Below are 24,480 nucleotides of genomic sequence, written 5' to 3' on the forward strand. Positions count from 1 at the left end.
AAAGATTTCTAGCCGGCCACCACTGCGAGCGCATCCTCCACAGTGTCCACCAGGAAGATCCTCTCCGCCATGGGCCTCCCGGCAGCGAGGCTCCGCAGCATCGGCCACGCCGGGTAGGTCTGTTCCCAATGATCGCGGCCCACCAGGACCATGGGAGTGATGGTTTCGGGAGCGCCGTAATAGTTTTCGCAGGCGTCCTGGAAGATCTCCTGCACGGTTCCGGCGGAACCCGGCAGGAACACGATCCCGCCGTTGCAAAGCTCCAGGAGGATCGCTTCCCGGATCGCGTTGGCGAAGTACTTCGCGATGTGGGTTGCGAACAGGTTTGGTGGCTCGTGGCCGTAGAACCACGTGGGTATGCCGAGCGTCGCGGTGCCTTCCGGGTAACGTTCGACGACGGCGGCTGCTTGCCGCGCCCAAGCCGTCACCGAGGGCCTGAACCCCGGTACGGAAGCGAGCGTTTGAACCGCTGCGCTGGAATCGGCGTCGGGCAGTCCGCTGAGGTAGGCGCCCATGTTGGCTGCTTCCATCGCACCGGGGCCACCGCCGGTTGCTACCGTGAATCCGGCTTGCGCCAGCTGGCGACCCAGCCGCGCGGCGTCGGCGAATTCCTTGGTTCCGCGCTGGGCGGCGTGTCCTCCCATGACGCCTACCAGCTTGGTACCGGATAGCTCACCGTCTTGCAGCAGTTCGTCCAGGGCATCGCCAATGGCGTGGTCGTGGAGGGCTGCGGCGAGCGTCGCGTCCAGGCTTGCCCGCTTGCCCGGAAGGATGCTCCACTCATAAATCCTCGCGTCCAGGGTGGCTTCGTACTCGGTAGTGGAAATGTCCTCGTAGAGTTCCCTGGCCGTGTAGAGGGTGCCGCGATACGGGTTGAACGGCACGCCGCGCATCTTGGGAAAGATGAGCGCGCCGCGGCTTCGAAGGCTCTCCTCGATGCCGTCGTCGAAAGTGCATCCCAGGAAGATAGCGCCCTGCGGGTCCATCATTTTTAGTTCCCGGGAGCGTCCGCGAAGGTCCAGCGACTGTGCGTGCCAGCCGTGCATGGACCCGGCCCCGGAACTGACCAGCTTGTCAAAATGGACGATGCTTTCGACGTCGAGCGTCCGTGGACTTGGGTTCAAGGCACCGGAGGGATTCATGGCATCAGCGTAGTAGTGCCGAACGGCCTGAGTCCCGTTTACGCGCAGGGCGATGTTCCGTTGCATGATGAAGCATGAAGACTTCAGATGACGGCGCTTTCGCCCGGCCGCGTATCGGAGTTCCGGTCCGCCTTAGCAGCTCGGACAATCCCGACGCCCGCGTGGGCGAAGCCAACCAACTGTTCACCTTTATTGTGGATTTGCTCCGTGAAGCCGGCGCACAGCCGGTGTTGCTGACCCCCGTTTCGGCCGACAGCGCCGGGCGTCTGGCCTCCGTCATGAAAACGCTCGACGGCGTGCTGCTGCCCGGTGGCGGGGACCTGGAACCGCGTCTTTATGGCCAGGATCCGGAGGATTCGGTGTATGACGTCAACCCGGAACAGGATCATCTGGACATTGACGTCGCACGGGCCACGATTGACGCCGGCCTTCCGCTGCTGGGGATCTGCCGCGGCCACCAGTTGCTGAACGTGCTCTACGGCGGAACGTTGATCCAGGACATGGCACCGTCGGCCGTCAACCACAATGGATTGAATCCCCACGATCCCGCGGCCAATGAGTGGGCATGGCACGACGTCGTGCTGGTACCCGGTTCGAAGACCGCCGCGCTCTACGGCGCACCGGAAGGGACCTCCATCAAGATCGCCTCGGGGCATCACCAGGCGGTGGCCAGGGTGGGTGAAGGCCTGATGGTGACGGCGATGGCCGACGACGGCACGGTGGAAGCGCTTGAAGACCCTTCCCGTTGGGTTGCCTCGGTGCAGTGGCATCCGGAAGCTTCCCAGCTTCCGGATGTGGAGCGGTTGGCGCCTTTCAAAGCGTTCGTGGAAGTGTGCCGGAACCCTGTTCAGGCCCGGCCCGGAGGAGTACAGTAGCGCTCACTGCATCGCTTTCCGTTCCTCTGAGAGCTCGGCTAGCGCATAACTCCATTCGAATGACGTCCCTATGGGCGTCGTAAGTTTGCCGGCTGGGGGGCCCAACATCTGCTCAAAGGAGCATGGTTGTGGACCGTCCAAAACACGCCCGTCGTCCGAATCGGCAAGCCCATTTTTTCAGCCTTCTGGGTTTTATCTTTAGTCCGGCTCTGGCCTTCGCGGGGCTCGTCGCATTTTCCGCTACCCCTGCGGTGTCAGCCGTACCGCCGTGTGCAGGAACCGGCGGGGCCATGCAGATCGTTGCCCACACGGACGATGACCTGATTTTCCTGAGCCCCGATTTCATGAGGGATATCCAGGCCAAACGCTGCGTCCAAACGGTGTTTACCACTGCGGGCGAGGCCGGCGAGGGCGCTTCGTACTGGAAGGGCCTGGAAGCCGGAATCAGGGCCAGTTACTCCAAGATGGCAGGAGTGTCTGATTCCTGGACGACCTCGGACGCCGGGGTTCCCAACCGGCCGCTGACGATGCAAACCCTCAATGGCGCACCAAACATCTCGGTAGTGTTCATGCGGCTGCCCGATGGTTTCCCGAATGGTGATGGCAGTGCGGCGTACAACGATCAGAGCATCCTCAAACTCTGGGATGGACGGCTTTCCTCCATCAGGCCCGTGGACAATGCCGCCACGTTCACCAAGTCCCAGTTCCAGACTGCACTGAACCGGCTGGTGGCCAACTTCCAACCGACCACGTTCCGTACCCAGGATTGGACTGGCAATTTTAACAACCCCTACGACCACAGCGACCATTGGGCAACCGCCAAATTCGCCCAGTTGGCTACGCGCAGCTACACCGGCCCCCACACTTCCCTGGCCTACGATGCGTACGTGATTGACGAGTACCCGCAGAACGTGACCGGTGCTGAACTCACTGCGAAGGTGGACACCTTCGTGCGATTCGCGGATTTCGACATGTATATCTGCAGCAGTCCCGGCGAAGGTTGCCCCGATTCCCCCTACGACGAGTGGCTGAAGCGGCAATACATCACAGCCATTGAGTGGGTGGGCAACGCCGCTAAGTCGGCAGGGACCACCGTCACGGCGTCATCCCAGAAAGCAGCAGCCCAGAGTCCGGAGAAGGCCCGGGATGGGTACGACTGGGGCGCCCCCATGGACGCAACCCGTGAGTGGGTAACAGCCGGCGAAAAGGCAGGCAGTTGGATTCAGTACAACTTCTCCCCCACAAGGACCATCAACTCGGTGACCTTGTTCGACCGGCCGCTCCTCTCGGACCAAATCACCGGAGGAAACCTGTTGTTCTCGGACGGAAGCACAGTGACAGTCCCTGCCCTTCCCAATAATGGCTCCGGACTCACCATCAACTTCCCGGCAAAGACCGTGAGCTCTGTGCGTTTGAACATCACCTCAGTCAGCTCCACCACCACGAACGCCGGTCTGGCCGAGTTTGAGGCGTACCTGGGAACGGACAACGTTGCCCCCGTGGTCACTGCGACGCCTCCGGGTGGAACATACGCTGTGGGTCAATCCATCACCCTCACCGCCAATGAGACGGCGACGATCTACTACACCACGGACGGCAGCAACCCCACGACGGCGAGCAGCAAGTACGCCAGCCCCATCCCGCTCAATGGCCCGATGACCCTGAAGTACTTCGCCGTTGACGGCGCCAACAATTCCTCGGTCGTGGCCACCCAGACGTACTCCACGGGCCCTGACATCACCAAACCTGTTGTGACAGCCAACCCTGTAGGGGGCGCCTATCCTGCAGGTACCACCATCACGTTGTCCGCCAACGAACCAGCGGAAATCCGTTACACCGCAGACGGCACCGATCCCCTCACAGCCGGACTGGTGTATACCGCGCCAATAACGTTCAATGGGCCCGGCCCCATGACCCTGAAGTACTTCGCGAAGGATACGGCTGGAAACACCTCCGACTTCGCAACGCAGACCTACACGGTCCCGCCGGACACGACGGCTCCTGTTGTGACGGCCAATCCCACCTCACGGGCCTTGGCCAGCGGCGCCACGATCACGCTGACAGCCAACGAGCCTGGGGCGGCCATCTATTACACGACGAACGGCAGCACCCCCACGGCCACGGAGTCTGCTACCAACATCAAGTACTCCAGCCCGATTGTGATGGGCAGCTCCACGCTGACGCTCAAATACATAGGCGTGGATACCGCAGGCAACACTTCGGCTGTGGCTACCCAGACGTACACCGTTCCCGCAGCCGGACCGCCGTCGGCCCATGACTTCAACGGTGACGGCCGCGCTGACGTCCTGGCGGCTGATACCGCCGGGAACCTGTACCTGTATCCCGGCAACGGCGCAGGTGGACTCGGCCCACGGCAGCTTGCCTTGGCTGCGCCGGCCTGGTCATCCAACACGGACACCATCACTCCGGGCGATTTCAACAGCGACGGGAAGCCTGACCTCCTGGCACGATCCGGGGACGTCCTGTGGTTCTACCCAGGTGACGGGGCTGGCAGCTTTGGCGCCCGGAAGCAGGTCAGCATCGGTTGGAGCACCATGACGCAGATCTTCTCACCAGGGGATTTCAGCGGTGACGGTATTCCCGATCTCATGGCACGTCGCAGCAACGGCGACCTCCGTTTGTATGAAGGAAATGGTGCTGGAGGACAGCGGACCCCCTATACCGTGGGCTGGGGTTGGGGCGTCATGAACTCCATCTTCAGCAGCGGCGATTTCAATGCTGACGGCAAGGCAGATGTACTGGCGCGGCGCACTGATACAGGCGCATTATGGCTATATCCGGGCAATGGTTCCGGGGGCTGGCTGCAATGGACGCAGATCGGGACGGGCTGGGGAACCCGCACTGCGCTGGCCGGACCACGGGACCTTGACGGCGACGGTAAGAACGACGTCGTAGGCCGCATCGGAGACACTTTGTGGCTCTATCCCGGATCGGGAAGCGGAACGCTCAGCAACGTTCCGCCCGTTAGCCTCGGCACGGGTTGGCAGGCCATGAAGGTCATCGCCTGATCAGCCCCCATAGACCTGGCGCGGGTCGGAGTTTTCCCCCAGACTCATCCGGCCCGCGTCAGCTACGTCCGATCCTCTCTCACATCGACGCCCCTCTCGTCCGATCCTCTCTCACATCGACGCCTCTCCCGCCCGATCCTCTCTCACGTCGGGCCACCTTTCGCCCGATCCTCTCTCACGTCCCGCGCGGCAGGTTCCGACGTCCGAACTCAGGTCAGGTGCCGACGTCGTGGCTTTCCTGAAGCAAGGGAGAGACGAACGCCGCCAATCCATCAGGACGTGAGAGAACATCGGGGAAAAAGCCGCAGGACGTGAGAGAAGATCAGGGGGCGACGCGGACCCGGACGCCAGTTTTAAAGGATTCCTGGGCGGCGTCCGCCCACCTTGACAGCAGCTACCTGACCGATCCTCTCTCACATCGAGGCCCCTTTCGCCCGATCCTCTCTCACATCGAGGCCCCTTTCGCCCGATCCTCTCTCACATCGAGGCCCCTTTCGGCCGATCCTCTCTCACGTCCCGCGCGGCAAGTCCCGACGTCGGCACTCAGGTCAGGTGCCGACGTCGTGGCTTTCCTGAAGCAAGGGAGAGAGGAACGCCGGCAATCCCGCAGGATGTGAGAGAGGATCGGGGAAAAAGCCGCAGGATGTGAGAGAAGGTCAGGGGGCGACGCGGACCGGGACGCCGGTTTCGAGGGATTCCTGGGCGGCGTCGGCCACCTTGGAAGCAGCGACGGCGTCCTCGGGGGTGCACGGATTCTTGCGTTCCCCGAGGACCAATTCCACAAACGCAGCCATCTCGGAGCGGTAGGCCTGGTCGAAGCGTTCGGCGAAGGTCTTGTGGGAGTTGCCGGACGGGAAGGCTACCCCTGGCTCAGCCGAACGGACAGCCATCTGTTCATCCATGCCAACCACCACGGAGCCATCCGAGCCCTGGAGTTCCAGGCGGACATCATGCCCGGCCCCGTTGTACCGGCTGGCTGAGACCGTGCCTACCGTGCCGTCGTCGAAAGTTACTACTGCCAAGGCGGTATCGACGTCGCCCACCTCACCGATTGCGGGGTCGCCATTGTTGGAGCCCTTGGCATACACCTCCACGATTTCCTTGCCCGTGAGCCAGCGAAGGATGTCGAAATCGTGCACGGAGCAATCCCGGAACAGGCCGCCCGAGGTTGCCAGGAACTGGACCGGCGGCGGGGTCATGTCGCATGTGAGGGCACGGACGGAGTGGATCCAGCCCAATTCCCCGGCCTCGTAGGCGCGCTTGGCTTCCAGGTAGCCGGCATCGAATCGGCGTTGGTGGCCGATCTGCACGGTTCCGCCCTTCTCCCGGATGTACTCCAGGACAGGCAGGGACTGGTCAACATTCACAGCCACGGGCTTCTCGCAGAACACGGGAATTCCGGCATCCACGCCGGCGCGGATGAGGTCCGGGTGTGTCGCCGTGCCGGTGGCGATCACCAGTCCGTCCACACCCGAGGAGATCAACTCCGTCACCGAACCCAGGAATTCCGCTCCACATTCGGCGGCCACGGATCGGGCGTGTTCCTCCGCCACGTCGGTCAGCTTGAGTTGGACCTGAATACCTTCGGGGTTCAGGACCTGGTTGAGCGCGCTGATGTTCTTGGCGTGCATTACACCGATCCGGCCAACGCCCACCAGGCCGAGGGTCACTTGCTTCATCATTATCTGTCTCCGTCAGTGCAGCAGAAGTTGATTCCTAAGAGGGATTCTTGAGGCGACACTAAACCTTGTCAGTTTGTCCTGTCAAACAACATTGGCAGCGGCAGCCTTCCATGACGCTTCCAATGCCGCATCGGCTTCCTTAAGGACCTTTGCCGCAACTTCAAGTCCCTCAATGCGCCCCAGGGAAACGTCCTCGTGTTCGATGTTGACCAGCATGTTGGGATCAACCTCATGGAGCGCCCGGAGGAACTCTGTCCAAAAGGCCGTGTCGTGTCCACAGCCCAGGGCAACGAAGTCCCAGGCCGAGTTCTCGGGCCATTCGTTGGCCCACTCGTCGCCGCCCAGGTTGGTGCGGTTTTCCTCGGGTGAAAGCCGTCGGAAGCTGTTGTCCAAAACTCCATACAGCGCAGCGTTGTCCTTGTTCACGCGGACGTCCTTCGCAGCTGCCTGGAACACCAGTGGGCCAAGTTCGCGGACCACAGCCATAGGGTCCATCTGCTGCCAGAACAGGTGCGAAGCATCGAGTTCGACACCAACATGGGTGGCACCGGTGAGCTCGATGAGTTTGTAGACATCGGCCGTGTTGAAGACGAGGTTCTGCGGGTGCAGCTCAAGGGCCACCTTGACGCCATGGTCGGCAGCGAGGCGGTCCATTTCCCTCCAGAACGCAGCGGCCACATCCCACTGGTAATCCAGCACGTCCAGGGCCGCGGAGTTCCAGGCGTTGACTACCCAGTTGACGGTGCTCGCTCCAGGCTCGCCACCGGGCAGGCCGGACATGGTCACAACCCGGTTCTGCCCAAGGCGATGGGCCAGGCGAATGGAGCGGCGGATGTCTTCGGCATGCTTCTCACCGATTTCGCGCTTGGGATGCAGCGGGTTGCCGTTGCAGTTCAGGCCCGCGATGGAAACGCCGGTGCCCTCGAAGATCGCCAGGTAGTCGTCGCGGGCTGCGTCACTTTCCAGAATCTGGTCAAAGGTGGGGACGTGCACAGCTGGCAGGAATCCTCCGGTGTTGATCTCGATCCCAGTGAGACCAAGATCAGCGATGACCTTCAGCGCTTCGGGAAGCGGCCGGTCGTGCAGGATCGCGTTGTAGACGCCGAGCTTCATAGCGTGATCTTCTTTCCGTTGTTCAGGCTGGATTCAGTGACGGCATTGAGGAGTTCCATGTTGCGGACGCCTTCATCGAAGGTGGCGCAGCGAGGCAGGGATGCTTCTGCGTTGAGCCCGGCAACTTCTTCGAGGAACGCGCGGGCCTGATAGCCGAACGCGTCGTTCTGGCCAAAGCCAACTTCCGGGGCGTCCATGGCGAGGCCTCCGGCGATGTACGGATGTCCCGGGCCGAGGATGACCTGGCGGTAGCCGTTCTCGTTGCCTGAGCCGTCGTTGAGGAACAGCTGGATTTCGGACGGGCGGCGCTGATCGAACTTGGCGGCGCCGTTCTCGCAGAAGACCTCGAACTGGAGGCTGTTGGCGTGGCCGGCTGCAACGCGGGAGACCTCGAAGCTTCCGGCGCCGTTGGTGAACTCTGCGTTGAATGCTGCGTAGTCGTCATTCTCCACCGCTTCGAACGTGTCGCTGACGGCCACGTGATCGTGACCCATCACGGCACTCAGCGGAAGGGGGCGCTTGGCAATCGCTGTGGCGAGCCGACCACCGCTGATGGACTTGATGTCGCCGCACAGGAATTCGGATACATATGTAAGGTGACTTCCGACGTCGGCCAGCGCACCGGAGCCGGGCCCGCCTTTGTATCGCCAGCTCATGGGCGCCGAAGGGCTGAAGCCGTAATCGGTCCAGTACCTGCCACTGAAGTGCAGGACGTTCCCGAGAACGCCGTTCTGGATCAGGTCACGGATGTAGGCGATGCCCGGAGTCCGACGGAAGGTGAAGCCGATGCGGGCAAGTGTTCCACGTGCCTCTGCTTGCCGGGCGGCGTCTGCCATGGCGCGGGCATCGGCCAGGGTATCGCTGAGCGGCTTCTCGCACAGCACGTGCTTGCCGGCGGCGAGCAGGCCTTCCACGACTTCGCGGTGGAGGGAGTTGGCGATGACCACGCTCACCACGTCAATGTCATCGGCCTCGGCGATTGCCTGCCAGGACGTATCGTTGCGCTCGTATCCAAAGCGCCGGGCAGCCAGGGACCCAAATTCTGCGTTCACGTCGCCTATCGAGACGAGGCGGAGTTGTGGCAGTACCGGGCTGTAGAGGGCGGATGCCGTGCGGTACGCGGCAGCGTGGGCTTTGCCGGCCATCCCTGCACCGATGACGGCGACGCCGAGGCTTTCAGCCATTGATTTCTCCTTTGAAATTTGCCATGCCATCAGGCACTGAACGGCATTCTGTAGCGCTACAATTTTGCACTGGGCTCGATCGTAACTATGTCTATATGTCCTGTCAATCCTTAAGCGACTATCCTCAAGGACAGACACGAAAGGCACACCGATTCCGTTGAACAACGCACAGACTCGACGCCCCACCCTCTACGACGTCGCCACGCAGGCCGGAGTCTCGCCGTCGTTGGTTTCCTTGTTCCTCAAGGACCCGGCGAGGATCAGCGAAAAGCGTAGGCAGGCCGTCCAAAAGGCGATACACGATTTGGGCTACCGGCCAAGCCGGGCTGCCACCACTCTTGCCAGCCACCGCACCAAGAGCATCGGCCTGGTGATCGACGATTACCGCAACCCCTGGTTCGTCGATCTCCTCCGGGGTATGGAATCCGTCCTTTCGGATCTTGGCTACCACGTCCTGCTCGCGGACTCCAGGCCTGGCGCGAACCGCATCAAGGAAGCCACAGACGGCCTCCTGGCCATGCACGTGGACGCCTTGGTTCTGGCCGCCGAGCCCAGCGAACCCATGCTCGCTGGAACGTGGGTCCCCACCGTGGTTGCCGGATGGCGGAAGGGCGTCCCGACAGGCGCGGACCTGATAACCAACGACGACGACCGCGGGGGCAGCATGGCAGCGGACCACCTGCTGGGGTTGGGCCACAGCCGCATTGGCCACCTTTCGGGGTACGACGGCGCGTCAGCACACCGGCGTGCCGGTTACCAAAGCGCGCTGGAGGCTGCCGGCGTCGAAGTCGTCATCGGTGAGACTGAAGGAACGTCTGAAGAAGACGGGTACGGAGCCGCTTGCTGGCTTCTGGACCACCACCCCGGCACTACCGCCATCTTCGCCGCCAACGACACCATGGCGCTGGGCGCTTTCGCCGCCATCAAAGCCCGTGGGCTTTCCGTGCCCGACGATATTTCGGTCATCGGGTACGACAATTCCCCGTTAGCCAAGTCGCGCTTCCTGAACCTCACGTCCATCGATAACCGAAGCGACCTTGTGGGCGTGGACGCTGCTCGAAGGCTGCTGGCCCGCATCGAGGATCCGACGTTGGAGCCGGAGCGGAAGCTCATCGAGCCGACGCTGGTACTCCGCGGCACGACGTCGCCGGTTCAGTAGAGGACACGGCTCTGCCCGGAGCCATCAGGCGCTCCGGGCAGAAGACGGCCGAACAAACCCTAGTGCCGCTTCGTGGCACCCTCCGGTGCAGCGTCAGCCACACCCGCCACTTCGGCCTTAACCTCTTCGAGCGCATCGGAGTGCCCGCCGAGCTGCTCCAGCTCATGCGCCAACTCGGCGAGCTCTGCACCGCCGGCCATTTGGGCCGTCAGCTCATCCAAGGTGATGTCCTTCTTGTCGTAATAACCGATCGACTTGCCGCGCTTGAGCAGCAGGAAGCGGTCACCCACGGGGAAGGCGTGGTGCGGGTTGTGGGTAATGAAGATTACGCCGAGGCCGCGGTCGCGGGCCTGCAGGATGTACCGAAGCACCACGCCGGACTGCTTCACGCCAAGCGCGGCTGTGGGCTCATCCAGGATCAGCACCTTCGCGCCGAAGTACACGGCCCGGGCGATGGCGACACACTGGCGCTCGCCGCCGGAGAGCTGACCGATGGGCTGGTCAACATCGCGGAGGTCGATGCCCATCTCGGCCAGCTCCTTCAGCGTGATGTCCTTCATTTTCTGGACGTCCATGCTCTTGAACGGACCGAATCCGCTGATCAGTTCCGAGCCAAGGAAGAAGTTACGCCAGATGGGCATCAGTGGAACGACGGCCAGGTCTTGATACACGGTTGCGATACCGGCGTCGAGCGCGTCCCTGGGTGAATTGAACTTCCGGGCATCGCCCATCACCTGCAGGGTGCCTTCGTCGTGTTGATGCAGGCCGGCGATGATCTTGATCAGCGTTGACTTGCCGGCGCCGTTGTCGCCCAGGACACAGGTAACCCGGCCGTTGTCCACCGCCATGGTGACATCGCGCAGGGCGATGATGTTGCCGTAGTGCTTGCCTACTCCGTCGAGCGAAAGCAGGTGCACGGGTGTGTGCGTCAACGGGTCCTTCTCGTTTTTCAGCAGTGTCTGCTGGTCGATCTGTTGTGCGTTCATTGTTCCGGCCCCTTACTTGAGCTCTGCCCGGCGCTTGACGATCAGGTTCACGATGGTGGCCAGCAGGAGCATCAAGCCCAGGAAGAACTTGAACCAGTCCGGATTCCATTGTGCGTACACGATGCCCTTGTTGGCCATGCCAAAGATGAAAGCACCGATAGCACCACCCACGGCCGAGCCGTAGCCGCCTGTCAGGAGGCAGCCACCGATAACGGCAGCAATGATGTAGAGGAACTCGTTGCCAACACCTTCACCGGACTGCACTGCATCGAAGGCAAAGAGGTTGTGCATGCCCAGGATCCAGCCGCAGAAACCGACAGCCATGAAGAGGCCGATCTTGGTCTTGGTCACCGGGACGCCAACTGCGCGGGCAGCATTGGCGTCCCCGCCCACTGCGAAGATCCAGTTGCCAACGCGGGTGCGCAACAGGATCCACGAGGCCACTGCCACAAGGATGATCCAGAAGAACACGGTGATCTTGACTTCCACGCCGCCGATGCTGATGGAGGAGGCGAACACCGCTCGTGCCGATTCGAACCCGTCAAGCTTGGAGATCGACGGCGAGGAGACGCTGCCGCCGATAAGGCGGGTCAGTGCCAGGTTCAGGCCCGTCAGCATGAGGAAGGTCGCCAGGGTGACGATGAAGCTGGGAAGTTTGGTCTTGACGAGAATCCAGCCATTGATGAATCCAATGCCCAAGGAGACAACCAGTGCCAGCGTGACACCAACCCACGCATTCGTTGAGAAGTTCCAGCTGAAGAGCGAGGCGGTCAGGGCGGAAGAGATCACGGCCACACCGGTGGAAAGGTCGAACTCACCGCCGATCATCAGGAGGGAAACCCCTACCGCCATGATGCCAATGGTTGAGGACCCGTAAAGCACGGTGGCGAGCGCGTTCGGCTGGGTGAACGTCTGGGAAACCGAGGCGAAGAAAATGAAGAGGACTACTGCTCCGACCAGTGCACCGACCTCGGGCCTCGCCAGGAACTTTTGGACCGGACTACGGCGGCCTACCCGTTCATCACCAGGCGATGTCGCCGGCGGCAGGGTTGCTGTGTTTGCCATGGGAATGACTCCTTGTTGTTCAGGCTGCGCGGCGGTTCCCCACCGCGCAGCCTGATGCCGGGATCTAGCGGACGCCCTGCTGGGCGAATTTGAGGACGTCGGAAGCATTGGACTTGTCCACGATGGTGGGGCCGGTCAGGACCGGCTGTCCGCCGCCGATCTTGAAACCGCCGCGCTTTGCCTGCCACAGGGCGTCAACTGACATGTAGCCCTGAAGCCATGGCTGCTGGTCAACAGTGAAGATCACTTGGCCGTCTACGATCTTCTGGGCGAGATCGGCGTTGAGGTCGAAGCTGGCCACCTTGGCCGAACTGCTGGCGTCACTAACTGACTTGAGCAGGGTGAGGGTGATGGGGGCGCCAAGACCGATGATCACATCAGCATCTTTGGCCGCCTGGAGTTTCGCTGTGGCCGTTGATTGGACCGCGGTCATGTCCTTGCCATCAACGTAGAGGATTTCCGTTGCCGGCACCTTGGCCTTTACGCCGGCGCAGCGAGCTTCCAGGCCCACGTGGCCCTGCTGCTGAATAACGCAAACGGGGTGCTTGTAGCCTTCTGAAGCGAGCCGCGTGCCAACCGCCTCGCCTGCGAGCTTCTCATTGGATCCGAAGTGCGTGAAAGCGCCCAGCTGGCTGGAAACGGATTCACCCGCGTTGAGGCTCACCACGGGGATACCCGCATCGTTGGCCTTTTTCAGCACATCCTTCAAAGCGTCCGGCGTTGCCAGTGTGACAGCAATGCCGTCAACCTTCTGGTCGATGGCCTGCTGAACAAGCTGCGCCTGGCGCCCGGCTTCGGGATCGCTGGTGTACAGGAGTTCTACGTTGTCCTTGCTTGATGCTTCCTCTGCGCCCTTGCGGACAATATCCCAGAAGGTGTCACCCGCCGCTGCGTGCGTAATGAGGGCCACCTTGATGCGTGCCGTGCTGGCTGCTTGTCCGGCAGCTGCACCTCCCCCGGAATCAGCCGGTTTGCCGCCCTGGCTCGAACAGGCGCTCAGGGCCACCAATGGAACCACTGCTGCGACGACCGCCGCTTTGCGCCACGAGAATTTTGCCACCGTTATCTCCTTTGATGTCAGCTTCGGGCGTCCGGGGACTCGTGCCGGATCGCCTGCTACCTCGATCATGGTGACTCGTCTCACACTTTGTCAATAGTTTGTCCTGACATTAGGATGTTTTTACGTAAGTTCCTCGAGTAGATGACGCCGCAGCGTGGGCGGAAGTCACTTCCTTGACCAGCACAGCCCGGCTGCTATTATCAGAAAAAGGCAGTATGTCCTATCAAGAGAACATGGGCGGACATACTCATCCATCCGGCCGGGATACTGCTTCCCCGGCCGGGCTTCCGCAGGCTAGGAGAATCCCGTGGCGAACCAACTCAGCCTCAGCATCGACCGTTCGTCCCCGGTGCCGCTCTATCACCAAGTGGTCCAGGGAATCGAAGCCGCCATCCACAGTGGCGTCCTGGAACCGGGCAGCAGGTTGGACAACGAAATCGACCTTGCAGCGCAGCTGAACCTGTCCCGCCCCACTATGCGAAAGGCCATGGACGAACTGGTCCGCTCCGGCCTCCTGGTCCGCAAACGCGGCGTTGGCACGCAGGTTGTTTCAAGCCAGGTCCGGCGGCCGCTGGAGCTCTCCAGCCTTTACGATGACCTGAGCAATAACGGCAAGAAACCCACCACGGATGTGCTCAGCTTCTCCCACGTGGAGGCCGACGCCGCCACCCTCACGGCACTTCAGCTGCCGCCCGGGTCAAAGGTCTACCACTTCACCCGCCTGCGCAAAGTTGGCGGCAAGCCCCTGGCGCTCATGGAGAACTGGGTGCGTGACGACATCACCAGCATGGATGAAGCCCAGCTCTCCAGCGAGGGACTGTATTCCATCCTTCGCCGCGGCGGCGTGAATTTCCGGTTGGCGTCCCAGCGTATCGGCGCCATGATCGCCAACGACTACCAGGCTCCGCTCCTCGAAGCCGAAGTAGGTTCGGCGCTTGTGACCATGGAGCGCACCGCGGTGGACGACACGGGACGCATGGTTGAAACGGGCCACCACGTCTACCGCGCCGATTCCTACAGCTTTGAAATGACACTCGTACAGCGCTAACGCAAGGACACATACTTATGGCCAACTGGGTCTACCCGCTGGGAACAGCCACCGACGGCAAGTGGGACATCTCGCTCGGCACTTCCGATTCCACTCTCGCGATCGACGGCTGGGCCCATACGGGACTGAAGGTTGCGACGCTCGAAGCTGGTGCCGCCGTCGAACTTCGTGCAGCTGCGGAAGAGCGCATTGTGGTTCCGTTGAGCGGTTCGTTTACCGTGACGGTCGACGACGACGCGTACAGCCTCGCGGGCCGGCAGTCGGTTTTCCACGGGCCAAGTGACGTCCTGTACACCGGCATCGATAAAGCCGTCACCATCAGCTCGCACGACGGCGGCAGGGTGGCGGTTGCGACCGCACCGGCGAAGGCCGGGTACCCTACCCGTCTGATCACTGCGGCCGAGACCCCAGTAGAGCTACGCGGCGCGGGCAACTGCTCCCGGCAGGTCCACAACTTCGGCACTCCGGCAGCACTGGAAGCTGATCGCTTCATTGTCTGCGAAGTCATCACCCCTGCCGGCAATTGGTCCTCCTACCCTCCTCACAAGCACGATGAGGAGAAGGAGGGCGAGACCAGCCTGGAGGAGATCTACTACTTCGAAACGCGAGTCGCCCCGGACTCCCCTGCCCCCGCAGACTCGGACGCAATCGGCTACGCACGCGTCTACGCCTCCGACGACCGGCCCATCGACGTTTCGGCTGAGGTCCGCACCGGTGACGTGGTCCTGGTCCCGTACGGCTGGCACGGACCCGCCATGGCAGCTCCGGGCTATGACCTCTACTACCTGAACGTCATGGCAGGCCCGGGCCGCGTGCGCGACTGGCTCATCAGCGACGACCCCCACCATGGCTGGATCCGCCAGACCTGGGACGGCCAGGACGTCGACCCCAGGCTCCCGTTCGGCGCCTAACCTCCCGAGCCTGTGCACAGCGAAAGGCCCCCTGGATGACGTCCAGGGGGCCTTAGCTGTACACAAACTAGTTATTTTGTCCCGGCGATGTAGTCGTTCATCGTCTTGAGCTGGTACCGGGAAACGTCCTCGGCATTCTCGTCCTCTGCGAACACTGACGAGACCATGACGGTGTTCGCCTTGTCCAGGAACCCGATCTCCTTCAGGCCGCCGAAGAAGTCGTCCCAGTTCACGTCCCCGTCACCGATCTTGAGGTGCTGGTGGACGCGCACAGCGTTGCCCGGCGGGTTGGTGATGTACCGAAGGCCGTGTGAGGCGTGGTGGTTCATCGTGTCAGAGACGTGCACCAGGCGGAGCTTGTCGCCGGCCGCACGCATGATCTCCAACGGCTTGTTGCCCATATGGAAAGAGTGCGAGGCCACGTAGACCATGCCGATGTTCGGGGAGTTCACGCCCCGGATCACGCGCAGCGCGGCCAGGCCGTCTTCCACGAAGTCGTCCGGATGGGGATCAATGAGCACATCCATGTCTTCGCGCTCGATGATCGGCAGGAGTTCCTCCATGGAGCGGTAGAACGCGCGCTCAGACTCCTCGGCCTTCTCGGGACGGCCACTGAACTCCGTGTTCATGGTCTGGACGCCAAGATCGACGGCGATCTGGATGGCCCGCTTCCAGTAGCGGACGGCAGCTTCCCGGGCATCCTCATCGGGTCCGGACCAGCGCAGGACGGGCAGGACGGAGGCGATTTCGACGCCGGCATCCTTACACGCTGCCTTCAACTTGCCCACAAGCTCGTCGTCAGCCTTGGGGTGGTTGAAGAACGGGATGAGGTCCGCATGCGGGGTCATCTGCAGGTACTTGTAGCCCAGGTCTGCTGCCACGCGCGGGAACTCGAGCAGGGTATGGCTGTGGTGGAACGGAGTGGGATCAAGGGCAATCTTCATAACAATCCCTTACTTGTAGAGATCCGGTTTGGTGTTGAGCTGCACCTTGACCTTTTCGCCCGACTTCTGTGCCTCGACGCCGGCCTCGCAACAGGCAGCGGTGGCATAACCGTCCCAGGCGGTGGGACCGCCGATGTCGCCGCGAAGGGCAGCATCAACCCAAGCCTGGACCTCGACGTCGTACGCTGCTCCGAAGCGCTCCTCGAAGCCCGGAGTGACGCTGCCGCCCCACTTGCCAGCGGACTGGATGTACGGGCCACTGTCACCGCCGATGCTCACAATGCCGTCCTCAAAGGACGCCTGCGTGGCAACCTGGTAGCCGAACTTGGCGTTGACGTAAATCTCGACGTCGGCCAACACACCGGATTCGGTTTCAAGCAGCACATGCTGGGGGTCATGCTGGCCGTTCGGGGCGTTGCGCGTAGGCTTCCCCAGACGGACCTGTACGGACGTGATTTCTTCGCCGGTGAAGTAACGGATGGCGTCGAACTCGTGAACCACGGAGTCGTTGATCAGCATCTCGTTGGTGAAGCCTTCAGGCGTGCTCGGGTTGCGGTGCTGGTGGTGCAGCATCAACAGCTCCCCCAATTCACTGTTGCGGATGATCGAACCCAGCGCCGAGTACTCGGCATCGAAGCGGCGCATGAAACCCACCTGGATGCGCTTGTGGCCCAATGCCAGTTCAGCCTGGACAACCTTCCACGCGCTTTCTGCATCCGGCGTCAGCGGCTTCTCGCAGAGAATCGGGAAGTCCTTCTCCAACGCCTTGTACAGGATTTCCTCGTGCAGGAAGCCCGGCGTGGCGATCAGGACGGCGTTGACGTCACCATTGTTCAGCGCCTCATCGGCACTGGACAGCGCCACGGCGCCGTCGATTCCTTCAACGGCAGCCTGCGCACGGGCAAGGTCAACATCGACGACGGCGGCTACTTCAGCGCCGTGAATGCGGGTGCTGAGGCGCTTGATGTGATCGGCACCCATGCGGCCTGCGCCGATGACGGCAACGCGGAGAATCTTTGTCACTTTTCTATCCTTCGTGAGGTTCGTTCTTGTTACTGGACGCGCGTGCGGGAGTTACTGGACCCGCGTGCGGGAGCCGCAGGAGAGAAGGTAACTGCGGGTTCGCTTGGCGATGGGCATCGGCACATCGAACGCTACCGGGTACATGTCCTGCTCCACGATGCCAAAGATCGGCCGGTTGAGGCCTTCCACGGCTTCGATCACGGCGCGCAGGTCCGGTAGGCCGCTGGGCGGTTCGGTCATGACGCCGGCCAGGTTCGCCGCAGCCCAAGTCATGTTCTTCTCGTTGACCTCGGCCAGGATCTCCGGGTTGATCTGCTTGAGGTGCAGGTAGCCGATGCGGTCCGGGTAATTCTTGATGAGCTCCAGGCTGGAAGCGCCACAGTATTCTGCGTGGCCCGTGTCCAGGCAAAGGTTCAGGTACTGCGGATCCGTTGCGGCTAAGAGGGTTTCGATGTCCTGCTGCGCGCCAACGTGGGAGTCCGCGTGGGAGTGGAACTGCTGGTGCAGGCCAAAGTCCTCCAACAGGACCTTGCCCATCCGGTTGTGGCCGGCGAAGAGATCAGCCCACTGTTCGTCGGTCAGTTCGCCATTCTCCACGGCCTCGCCCGTGACGTCGTCCCGCCACATCGCGGGGATAACCACAATGTGTTCGCCACCCATGGCCGCAGTCAGTTCGGCCACCTTACGGGCCGGCTCCCAGGCTTCGTCGTACTGCTTGGCACCACGGTGGAATGCCGTGAACACCGTTCCGGCAGTGACTTTGAGGTCGCGCTGCTTGAGCTCTTCAGCCAGACGGGTGGGGTCGTTGGGCAGGTAGCCGTAGGGACCCAGTTCAATCCATTTGTAACCGGATTCAGCAACCTCATCCAGGAACCGTTCCCACGGAGTCTGCTGGGGGTCATCGGCAAACCACACGCCCCAGGAGTCGGGGGCGGTGCCGATGATGAGCTTGTTCTCGACGTCAGTCATGACAGCGGTGTCTTTCTAGGAAGGTTAGTTGGAGGGGAAGTTGTAGGAGGCGCCGGAGGCGTGGGTGGGTTCGGGCCAGCGGGAGGTGATGACTTTGCCGCGGGTGTAGAAGGACACGCCTTCGGGGCCGTAGATGTGTTTGTCGCCGAAGAGGGAGTTCTTCCACCCGCCGAAGGAGTGGTAGGCCACGGGGACGGGCAGGGGCACGTTGATGCCGACCATGCCCACGGTCACGGAGCGCTGGAATTTACGGGCTGCGGCGCCGGAGGAGGTGAAGATCGCGGTGCCGTTGCCGTAGGGGTTGGCGTTGATCAGCGCGATGCCTTCTTCGAGGTCCGCGACGCGGACCACGACCAGGACGGGGCCGAAGATTTCCTCGGTGTAGGCAGTCATTTCGGTTTTGACGTGGTCGATCACGGTCGGCCCTACCCAGAACCCTTCTTCGTGGCCCGGGACCACCAGGTCCCGGCCGTCCACGACCATGGCCGCGCCGGCGGTTTCGGCTTCCGTGACGATCCTGACGATGCGTTCCTTGGAGGCGGGGGTGATGACCGGGCCCATGTCGGCGTCGGGTTCGGTGCCGTTGGCGACCTTGATGGTCAGGGCACGCTCTTCGACTTTCTTCACGATCAAATCCGCGGCGTCCCCGACGGCGACGGCGACGGAGATCGCCATGCACCGTTCCCCGGCGGAGCCGAAAGCGGCGGCTGCAAGGTGGTCCGCGGCGTTGTCCAGGTCCGCGTCGGGCATCACGATCGCGTGGTTCTTCGCCCCGCCCAACGCCTGGACTCGCTTGCCGTGCTTCGTGGCGGTCTCATGCACGTACTGCGCGATCGGGGTCGAGCCAACAAAGGAGATGCCGTCCACGTCCGGGTGGGTCAGGAGCCCGTCGACGGTTTCCTTCCCGCCGTGGACGACCTGGAATACGCCATCGGGCAGCCCGGCCTGCTTCCACAGGCGGGCGAGGAGCATCGGGGCGGACGGGTCACGCTCGGAGGGCTTGAGGATGAACGCGTTGCCCGTGGCGATCGCCATCGGAGCCATCCACAACGGCACCATCACCGGGAAGTTGAACGGGGTAATGCCGGCAACCACGCCCAGAGGCTCACGGAAGGAGAACACGTCGATGCCGGTGGAGACCTGGTCCGAGTAGTCGCCCTTGAGCAACTGTGGGATGCCGCAGGCGAATTCGATGACTTCCAGGCCCCGGCCGATCTCGCCCTTCGCATCCGAGAGGACCTTGCCGTGCTCGGCCGTGATCAGCTCGGCGAGGTCGTCCACGTGCGCGGCGACCAGCTCACGGAACTTGAACAACACGCCGGTGCGTTTGGCCAGGGAAATATCGCCCCAGGACTCGGCAGCTTTCTTCGCCGCAGCCACCGCAGTGTTCAGGTCAGCCTCGTTGGCCAGGCGCAACTCGGCGCTGACCTGCCCCGTTGCCGGGTTATATACGGGCTGGGTGCGGTCGCCGTCGCCTGCGGTTTCGGCGCCGTTGATGAAGTGGTTAATGGTGGTCAGTGTGGTCGTCGTCGACATGCGGACTTCCTTTGGTCTGTGGCTTTGAAAGCTGTGGCTTTAGAGGCGGGGGCTATGTGTTGGGAATCAGCCGAGCAGCTTGCGCTGGCGGTTCTTGTGCTCGGTGTACGTCGTGTAGGCCTGCTGGGTGGATTCGAGCTCGGAGGTCTGGGAGACGGGAACGTCCCACCAGGATTCGGAGCTGGGCGCGTCCAGCAGAGGATCGGACTCGACGTGGATGACGATCGGGCCGGTTTCCGGGGCTGCCTTGGCTTCCTTGATGGCAGCGCCAAGGGCTTGGATGACGTTCTCGCCTGGTTCGATCCGGATGACCTTGGCGCCGAGGGACTCGGCGTTGGTGGCCAGATCGATCGGCAGGTGCTCACCGGCGTCGAAACTGTGCTGTTCCTTGTCCAGGACCCGGTACTGCGTCCCGAAACGCTGCGAACCGAGCGACTCGGACAGCGAACCGATGGAAGCGTAGCCGTGGTTCTGGATCAGGACCACGATCAGTTTGATGCGTTCGGCGACGGCGGTGACCAGTTCGGTGTGCATCATCAGGTAGGACCCGTCCCCTACCATCACCACGACATCCCTGTTGGGACCGCCGGCAGCGGCTTCGGCCAGTGCTGCGCGCTTCACGCCCAACCCGCCCGGGATTTCGTAGCCCATGCAGGAGTACGCGTATTCCACGTGGTAGCCGAACGGGTCACGGACCCGCCACATCTTGTGCAGGTCCCCCGGCAGGGAACCCGCCGCGCAGATGACGACGTCCTGGTCATCCATGGCTTTGTTCGTGGCGCCGATGATCTCGTTCTGGGCCGGCAATGGCGTGAACCGGGTATCAAACGCTTCGTCCACGATCGCGTTCCAGCGTTTCTTCTCCGCCGCGACCTTTTCTTCAAGATCAGCACCCACACGGTAGCCGCCCACTGCCTGGTTCAGTTTCACCAGGGCCTTGCGGGCGTCGGCGACGACCGGAATGGTGGTCCCGTGCTTGTAGGCATCGATGGGGGCGACGTTGATGTTCACGAACTTCACGTCCGGGTTCTGGAACGCGGTGCGGGACGCGGTGGTGAAGTCTTCGTAGCGCGTTCCGATCCCGATGACCAGGTCCGCTTCGGCAGCGATGGCGTTGGCCGCCGTCGTGCCCGTGGATCCGATCGCACCCAGGGAGTGTTTGTGGTCCCAGGGCAGAACCCCGACGCCAGCCTGCGTGTTCCCCACGGGAATGCCGGTGAGTTCGGCGAACGTGGCGAGTTCCTCGTTGGCGTAGGCGTAGAGCACGCCGCCGCCGGCGATGATCAGGGGGCGCTTCGCGGCACGGATGGCCTCGACGGCGCGGCGGATGTCATCGTCCTCGGCCTCGGGACGGCGGATCCGCCATTCACGCTCGGCCAGGAATTCTTCCGGGACGTCGAGGGCTTCGGCTTGGACGTCCTGCGGCAAGGAAATGGTCACTGCGCCGGTCTCGGCCGGGTCCGTCAGTACACGCAGGCCGTGGTGGAACGCCGAGAACAACTGCTCCGGGCGGGACACCCGGTCAAAGAACTTCGACAACGGACGGAACGCATCATTGACCGTGATGTCGTACGCATACGGCAACTCCAGCTGCTGGAGCACCGGATCCGCTGCGCGCGTGGCGAACGTGTCACTGGGCAGCAGCAGCACCGGCAAACGATTGGTCGTGGCCAGGGCGGCACCGGTCAACAGGTTCGAGGAACCCGGACCGATCGAGGTGCTGATTGCGAACGTCTGGCGCCGGCGCGTGTGTCGGGCGTACCCCACGGCCTGGTGCGCCTGGGCCTGCTCATTGCGGCCCTGGTAGTACGGCATGATGGACGGGTCCGCGGCCTGGTACTGCTTCAAAGCCTGGCCAACGCCGGCCACATTGCCGTGCCCGAAGATACCGAACATGCCTGGGATCAGGCGCTCGCGATAGTCCACCCCGTTGATGGAATCCACTGTGTACTGCTTGGAGAGGAACTCGACCACGGCCTGGGCCACGGTCATCCGACGGGTTACTGTTCCTGTTGAGGTCCGCATGGCGGGGCTACTCCGATACTTTCACTGGAATACGGTCAGACGAGGTGGGCTCCCCCGCAGCTGGCGCCGGTCCGGTCGCGGGCCCGGTCGCAGGTGCAGTGCTGTTCAGCAGCGAGGCGGCCGTCGCTACGGCACCTGCCACATCGCCGTCGTGCGGGTAAAGCAGCGTCCGGCCCACCGTGAGGCCGCGGACGCCGGGCAGTGCGAGGGCGGCCTGCCAACTGGCGAAGACCTCGTCCTGCGAGCCGTCAGGGTCACCGCCCAACAGCACCGTGGGAAGGGTGGTGGAGGCCATGACGCGTTCCATGTCAGCCACTACGGGCAGTTTCATCCAGGTGTAGGCGCTGGTGGAACCCAGGCCCTCGGCGATGCCCACGGATTTGATCACGGCGTCCGCGCGAAGATCGTTGCGGACCTTGCCGTGTGCGTCACGCACCGACAGGAACGGCTCCACCATCGCGATGAGCTTACGTTCGGCCAACGAATCGATGGCCTTCGCGGTCGCCTCGAGGGTTGCCACGGTATCCGGGTCGCCCAGGCAGATCCGGGTGAGCATCTTGCCCCCGTCTGCGCCCAGTGCCTGCAACGCAGCGGCTGTGTGGCCGGTGAACCGGTCATCGAACTCGTTGACCAGACCAGCCAGGCCACCACGGTTCATCGAGCCGAAGATCAGCTTGCCGTCCAAAGCACCCAGCAGCAGCAGGTCATCCATGATGTCCGGTGAGGCAAGGATGCCATCCACGGCCGGGTTCGCGAGGGCGATCTGCAACCGGTCCAGCAGGTCCCGGCGATCGGCCATCGCCATCGGCTCCGGCCCGACCGAAAGGGCGCCCCGTGCCGGGTGGTCCGCCGCAACAATGAAATTCTGGACGCCGTGCTTCAAGCCCGGGTGGCGACGCCGGGTGGCAGCCGCGCGTGCGACGGCCTCCGGGTCCTCCAGCCTGATACGGCTCAAGTGCTCATACCGGCGGGGATCGTCATTCAGGCTCAACGGACTGCTCCTTCTGCGAACGTGGGTGCTGCAGGCGCAGTGGCCGCGGCGGGGGAAGCTCCCGGGATCCGCCGTCCGCGTTCAGCGAGCAGCGAGGTGACCTCATCCGGCGTCGGCATCGCATCCGCGCAGGAAAGCCGCGAGGCGACGATTGCACCGGAAGCGTTGGCGTAATCCAGGACCTCGGACAGCGTCCAACCGGACAGCAGTCCATGGCAGAAAGCCCCGCCGAAGGAATCACCCGCGCCCAGGCCGTTGACGGTTTCCACCGGTACTGGGGCCGAGACAACACGCTCAGTGCGGGTCTTGGCCATCACGCCTTCCGGGCCGAGCTTCACCACCGCGATCTCGACGCCGGCGGCGAGCAGGCGGTCCGCCTGTTCGTCCGGCGTCCCCTCTCCTACCGCGACGGCGCATTCTTTGTCGTTGCCGATCGCGACTGTGACGTGCGGGAGGATTTTAGCGACTTCCGCGCGGGCTTCCTCTTCCGAATCCCAGAACATCGACCGGTAATCCAGGTCGAGGATGGTGAACTGGCCTTCCTTCAGACCAGTCCGAGGCCGGGCTTCGTGGGCGGCGAGGTGAGCACTGCGGCTCGGTTCCTGGCACAGGCCAGTCACCGTGGACCAGAAAATGCCCGCGTCCTTGATGGCCTCAAGATCGAGTTCTTCGGCTTTGATCTGCAGGTCCGGCGCCGTGGGGAAACGTCCGTAGAAGTACAACGGGAAATCCTCAGGCGGCTTGATGGCACAGAAAGTCACCGCCGTCGGGTACTCCTTCACCGGGGAGACAAACGAATCGTCAACATTGAACTTGTGCAGTTCCCGGTGCAGATACTTTCCGAATGCGTCGTCGCCCGTGCGGGTAATGACACCGGAGCGGCGGCCGTGGCGCGCAGCAGCGACGGCCACATTGGAGGGCGAACCTCCCAAATACTTGCCGAAGGACGTTACGTCCTCCAGGTCCACTCCGATGTCGTTCGGGTAGATATCAACGCTGATGCGCCCGATTGTAAGCAGTTCGTGGGTCACGATGATCGTTGACCTTTCTCTTGTGAACTCTGAACCTTTGAGCGCTGGGCCCCAATGCCTTGCCACCCCTCAGTGAGCGGGGCCACATGACTACTTTGCCCCAGATTTCATGTCCTGTCAAAGGTTTGTACTGACATATTTACAACATGACACGGACTGCATCTACTTCCGTGGGATGGCCAATTCGCCAGTGACATATTGGCTCCGCCCGAAGCCGAAAGACCAGTCGCCAGGCGAGTTCTCCATGTAGCCAATGAAGACATCCTCGCCTTTGATACCAACCTCGCCAAGCGCTTCGGCAATGGCCTCGAAGAGCGAGCTCTTGGCCATCTGGCTTCGCCCGCCCTGCGTGAAGATCTGAATCATGACCACTCCAGGGCTGCGCTCAAAGCCCAACCCCGCATCCTGGGCCACAATCTGGGCCCCCTGGTGTTCGGTAATGATGTGGAAGTAGTCGCGCTCGGGGATTTCATACTCGGAGACGATTGCATCGTGGATGGCCCGGCTAATGGCGGCCAACTCCTCCGCCGACCGGCCCTGATTGACGTCGATTCTTACCAGTGGCATCTTGCGCGCTCCTTCGAAGTAGTTTGTCCTGACATACTAACAAACAAAGGGCATGAAGGTACAGGGGCTCCGCTTTAAAGCACGACGGCGGCCCCGCACCTTCCGTGTGGAAAGGGCGGGGCCGCCGTCGTGCTTTAAAG

Annotated in this window: 20 protein-coding genes; 5 read left to right on the forward strand and 15 right to left on the reverse strand. The window is 62.6% G+C overall.

What is annotated here, in order from left to right:
- Positions 1-8: 8 nt before the first annotated feature.
- Complete coding sequence (locus AB4Z15_RS17560; RefSeq protein WP_442018325.1) at positions 9-1,142, reverse strand: LOG family protein; 1,134 nt, start codon at positions 1,140-1,142, stop codon at positions 9-11.
- 74 nt (positions 1,143-1,216) lie between these two features.
- Between AB4Z15_RS17560 and AB4Z15_RS17565 the strand changes: the two genes are divergently transcribed.
- On the forward strand, positions 1,217-2,017 hold the full coding sequence (locus AB4Z15_RS17565) for a gamma-glutamyl-gamma-aminobutyrate hydrolase family protein (RefSeq protein ID WP_442018306.1): 801 nt from the start codon (positions 1,217-1,219) through the stop codon (positions 2,015-2,017).
- 290 nt (positions 2,018-2,307) lie between these two features.
- The gene (locus AB4Z15_RS17570) at positions 2,308-5,046 is read left to right on the forward strand and encodes a chitobiase/beta-hexosaminidase C-terminal domain-containing protein (protein ID WP_442018307.1); all 2,739 of its coding nucleotides are present in this window, start codon (positions 2,308-2,310) and stop codon (positions 5,044-5,046) included.
- 656 nt (positions 5,047-5,702) lie between these two features.
- Here the strand turns inward: AB4Z15_RS17570 and AB4Z15_RS17575 are convergent.
- The 3 genes from AB4Z15_RS17575 to AB4Z15_RS17585 form a co-directional block, all read right to left on the reverse strand.
- Positions 5,703-6,725 (reverse strand): Gfo/Idh/MocA family oxidoreductase, encoded by a 1,023-nt coding sequence (locus AB4Z15_RS17575; protein ID WP_442018326.1) that lies wholly within the window; start codon positions 6,723-6,725, stop codon positions 5,703-5,705.
- 84 nt (positions 6,726-6,809) lie between these two features.
- Positions 6,810-7,841: a sugar phosphate isomerase/epimerase family protein gene (locus AB4Z15_RS17580; RefSeq protein ID WP_442018308.1), complete on the reverse strand. Its 1,032-nt coding sequence runs from the start codon at positions 7,839-7,841 to the stop codon at positions 6,810-6,812.
- Entirely contained in the window at positions 7,838-9,025 is a 1,188-nt protein-coding gene (locus tag AB4Z15_RS17585; RefSeq protein WP_442018309.1) for a Gfo/Idh/MocA family protein, read from the reverse strand. Before AB4Z15_RS17585 ends, AB4Z15_RS17580 begins: the two co-directional genes overlap by 4 nt.
- A gap of 157 nt (positions 9,026-9,182) precedes the next feature.
- On the opposite strand from AB4Z15_RS17585, the gene AB4Z15_RS17590 reads away from it, so the two are divergent.
- A complete protein-coding gene (locus AB4Z15_RS17590; RefSeq protein WP_442018310.1) occupies positions 9,183-10,184 on the forward strand; it encodes a LacI family DNA-binding transcriptional regulator in 1,002 nt (333 codons plus the stop codon).
- 59 nt (positions 10,185-10,243) lie between these two features.
- On the opposite strand, the gene AB4Z15_RS17595 is transcribed toward AB4Z15_RS17590, so the two are convergent.
- The 3 genes from AB4Z15_RS17595 to AB4Z15_RS17605 form a co-directional block, all read right to left on the reverse strand.
- Complete coding sequence (locus AB4Z15_RS17595; RefSeq protein ID WP_442018311.1) at positions 10,244-11,170, reverse strand: ATP-binding cassette domain-containing protein; 927 nt, start codon at positions 11,168-11,170, stop codon at positions 10,244-10,246.
- A 12-nt stretch (positions 11,171-11,182) separates the two neighbouring features.
- Positions 11,183-12,235: an ABC transporter permease gene (locus tag AB4Z15_RS17600; RefSeq protein ID WP_442018312.1), complete on the reverse strand. Its 1,053-nt coding sequence runs from the start codon at positions 12,233-12,235 to the stop codon at positions 11,183-11,185.
- 64 nt (positions 12,236-12,299) lie between these two features.
- Complete coding sequence (locus AB4Z15_RS17605; RefSeq protein WP_442018313.1) at positions 12,300-13,295, reverse strand: substrate-binding domain-containing protein; 996 nt, start codon at positions 13,293-13,295, stop codon at positions 12,300-12,302.
- A 307-nt stretch (positions 13,296-13,602) separates the two neighbouring features.
- On the opposite strand from AB4Z15_RS17605, the gene AB4Z15_RS17610 reads away from it, so the two are divergent.
- Together AB4Z15_RS17610 and iolB are read left to right on the forward strand one after the other, a co-directional pair.
- A complete protein-coding gene (locus AB4Z15_RS17610; RefSeq protein ID WP_442005968.1) occupies positions 13,603-14,343 on the forward strand; it encodes a GntR family transcriptional regulator in 741 nt (246 codons plus the stop codon).
- A gap of 17 nt (positions 14,344-14,360) precedes the next feature.
- Positions 14,361-15,254 (forward strand): 5-deoxy-glucuronate isomerase, encoded by an 894-nt coding sequence (gene iolB, locus AB4Z15_RS17615; RefSeq protein ID WP_442018314.1) that lies wholly within the window; start codon positions 14,361-14,363, stop codon positions 15,252-15,254.
- 71 nt (positions 15,255-15,325) lie between these two features.
- Here iolB and AB4Z15_RS17620 read toward each other — a convergent pair whose 3' ends face one another.
- The 8 genes from AB4Z15_RS17620 to AB4Z15_RS17655 form a co-directional block, all read right to left on the reverse strand.
- Positions 15,326-16,198 carry a sugar phosphate isomerase/epimerase family protein gene (locus AB4Z15_RS17620; protein WP_442018315.1) on the reverse strand — a complete coding sequence of 291 codons (873 nt, stop codon included), beginning with the start codon at positions 16,196-16,198 and terminating at the stop codon, positions 15,326-15,328.
- Positions 16,199-16,207: 9 nt separating this feature from the next.
- A complete protein-coding gene (locus AB4Z15_RS17625; protein WP_442005965.1) occupies positions 16,208-17,221 on the reverse strand; it encodes a Gfo/Idh/MocA family protein in 1,014 nt (337 codons plus the stop codon).
- A 51-nt stretch (positions 17,222-17,272) separates the two neighbouring features.
- On the reverse strand, positions 17,273-18,190 hold the full coding sequence (locus AB4Z15_RS17630; RefSeq protein WP_442018316.1) for a sugar phosphate isomerase/epimerase family protein: 918 nt from the start codon (positions 18,188-18,190) through the stop codon (positions 17,273-17,275).
- A gap of 24 nt (positions 18,191-18,214) precedes the next feature.
- Positions 18,215-19,726 carry a CoA-acylating methylmalonate-semialdehyde dehydrogenase gene (locus tag AB4Z15_RS17635; RefSeq protein WP_442018317.1) on the reverse strand — a complete coding sequence of 504 codons (1,512 nt, stop codon included), beginning with the start codon at positions 19,724-19,726 and terminating at the stop codon, positions 18,215-18,217.
- Between the two features lie 66 nt (positions 19,727-19,792).
- Complete coding sequence (iolD, locus tag AB4Z15_RS17640; protein WP_442018327.1) at positions 19,793-21,718, reverse strand: 3D-(3,5/4)-trihydroxycyclohexane-1,2-dione acylhydrolase (decyclizing); 1,926 nt, start codon at positions 21,716-21,718, stop codon at positions 19,793-19,795.
- Between the two features lie 40 nt (positions 21,719-21,758).
- Positions 21,759-22,742, reverse strand: coding sequence for a Cgl0159 family (beta/alpha)8-fold protein (locus AB4Z15_RS17645; protein WP_442018318.1), 984 nt, complete (start codon positions 22,740-22,742; stop codon positions 21,759-21,761).
- Positions 22,739-23,773 carry a 5-dehydro-2-deoxygluconokinase gene (gene iolC / locus AB4Z15_RS17650; RefSeq protein ID WP_442018319.1) on the reverse strand — a complete coding sequence of 345 codons (1,035 nt, stop codon included), beginning with the start codon at positions 23,771-23,773 and terminating at the stop codon, positions 22,739-22,741. The genes AB4Z15_RS17645 and iolC overlap by 4 nt, the downstream gene beginning before the upstream one ends.
- 162 nt (positions 23,774-23,935) lie before the next feature.
- Positions 23,936-24,340: a tautomerase family protein gene (locus tag AB4Z15_RS17655; RefSeq protein WP_442018320.1), complete on the reverse strand. Its 405-nt coding sequence runs from the start codon at positions 24,338-24,340 to the stop codon at positions 23,936-23,938.
- Between the last annotated feature and the right edge of the window lie 140 nt (positions 24,341-24,480).

It is taken from the genome of Paenarthrobacter sp. 2TAF44 (assembly GCF_052114885.1).
Taxonomy (GTDB): Bacteria; Actinomycetota; Actinomycetes; order Actinomycetales; family Micrococcaceae; genus Arthrobacter.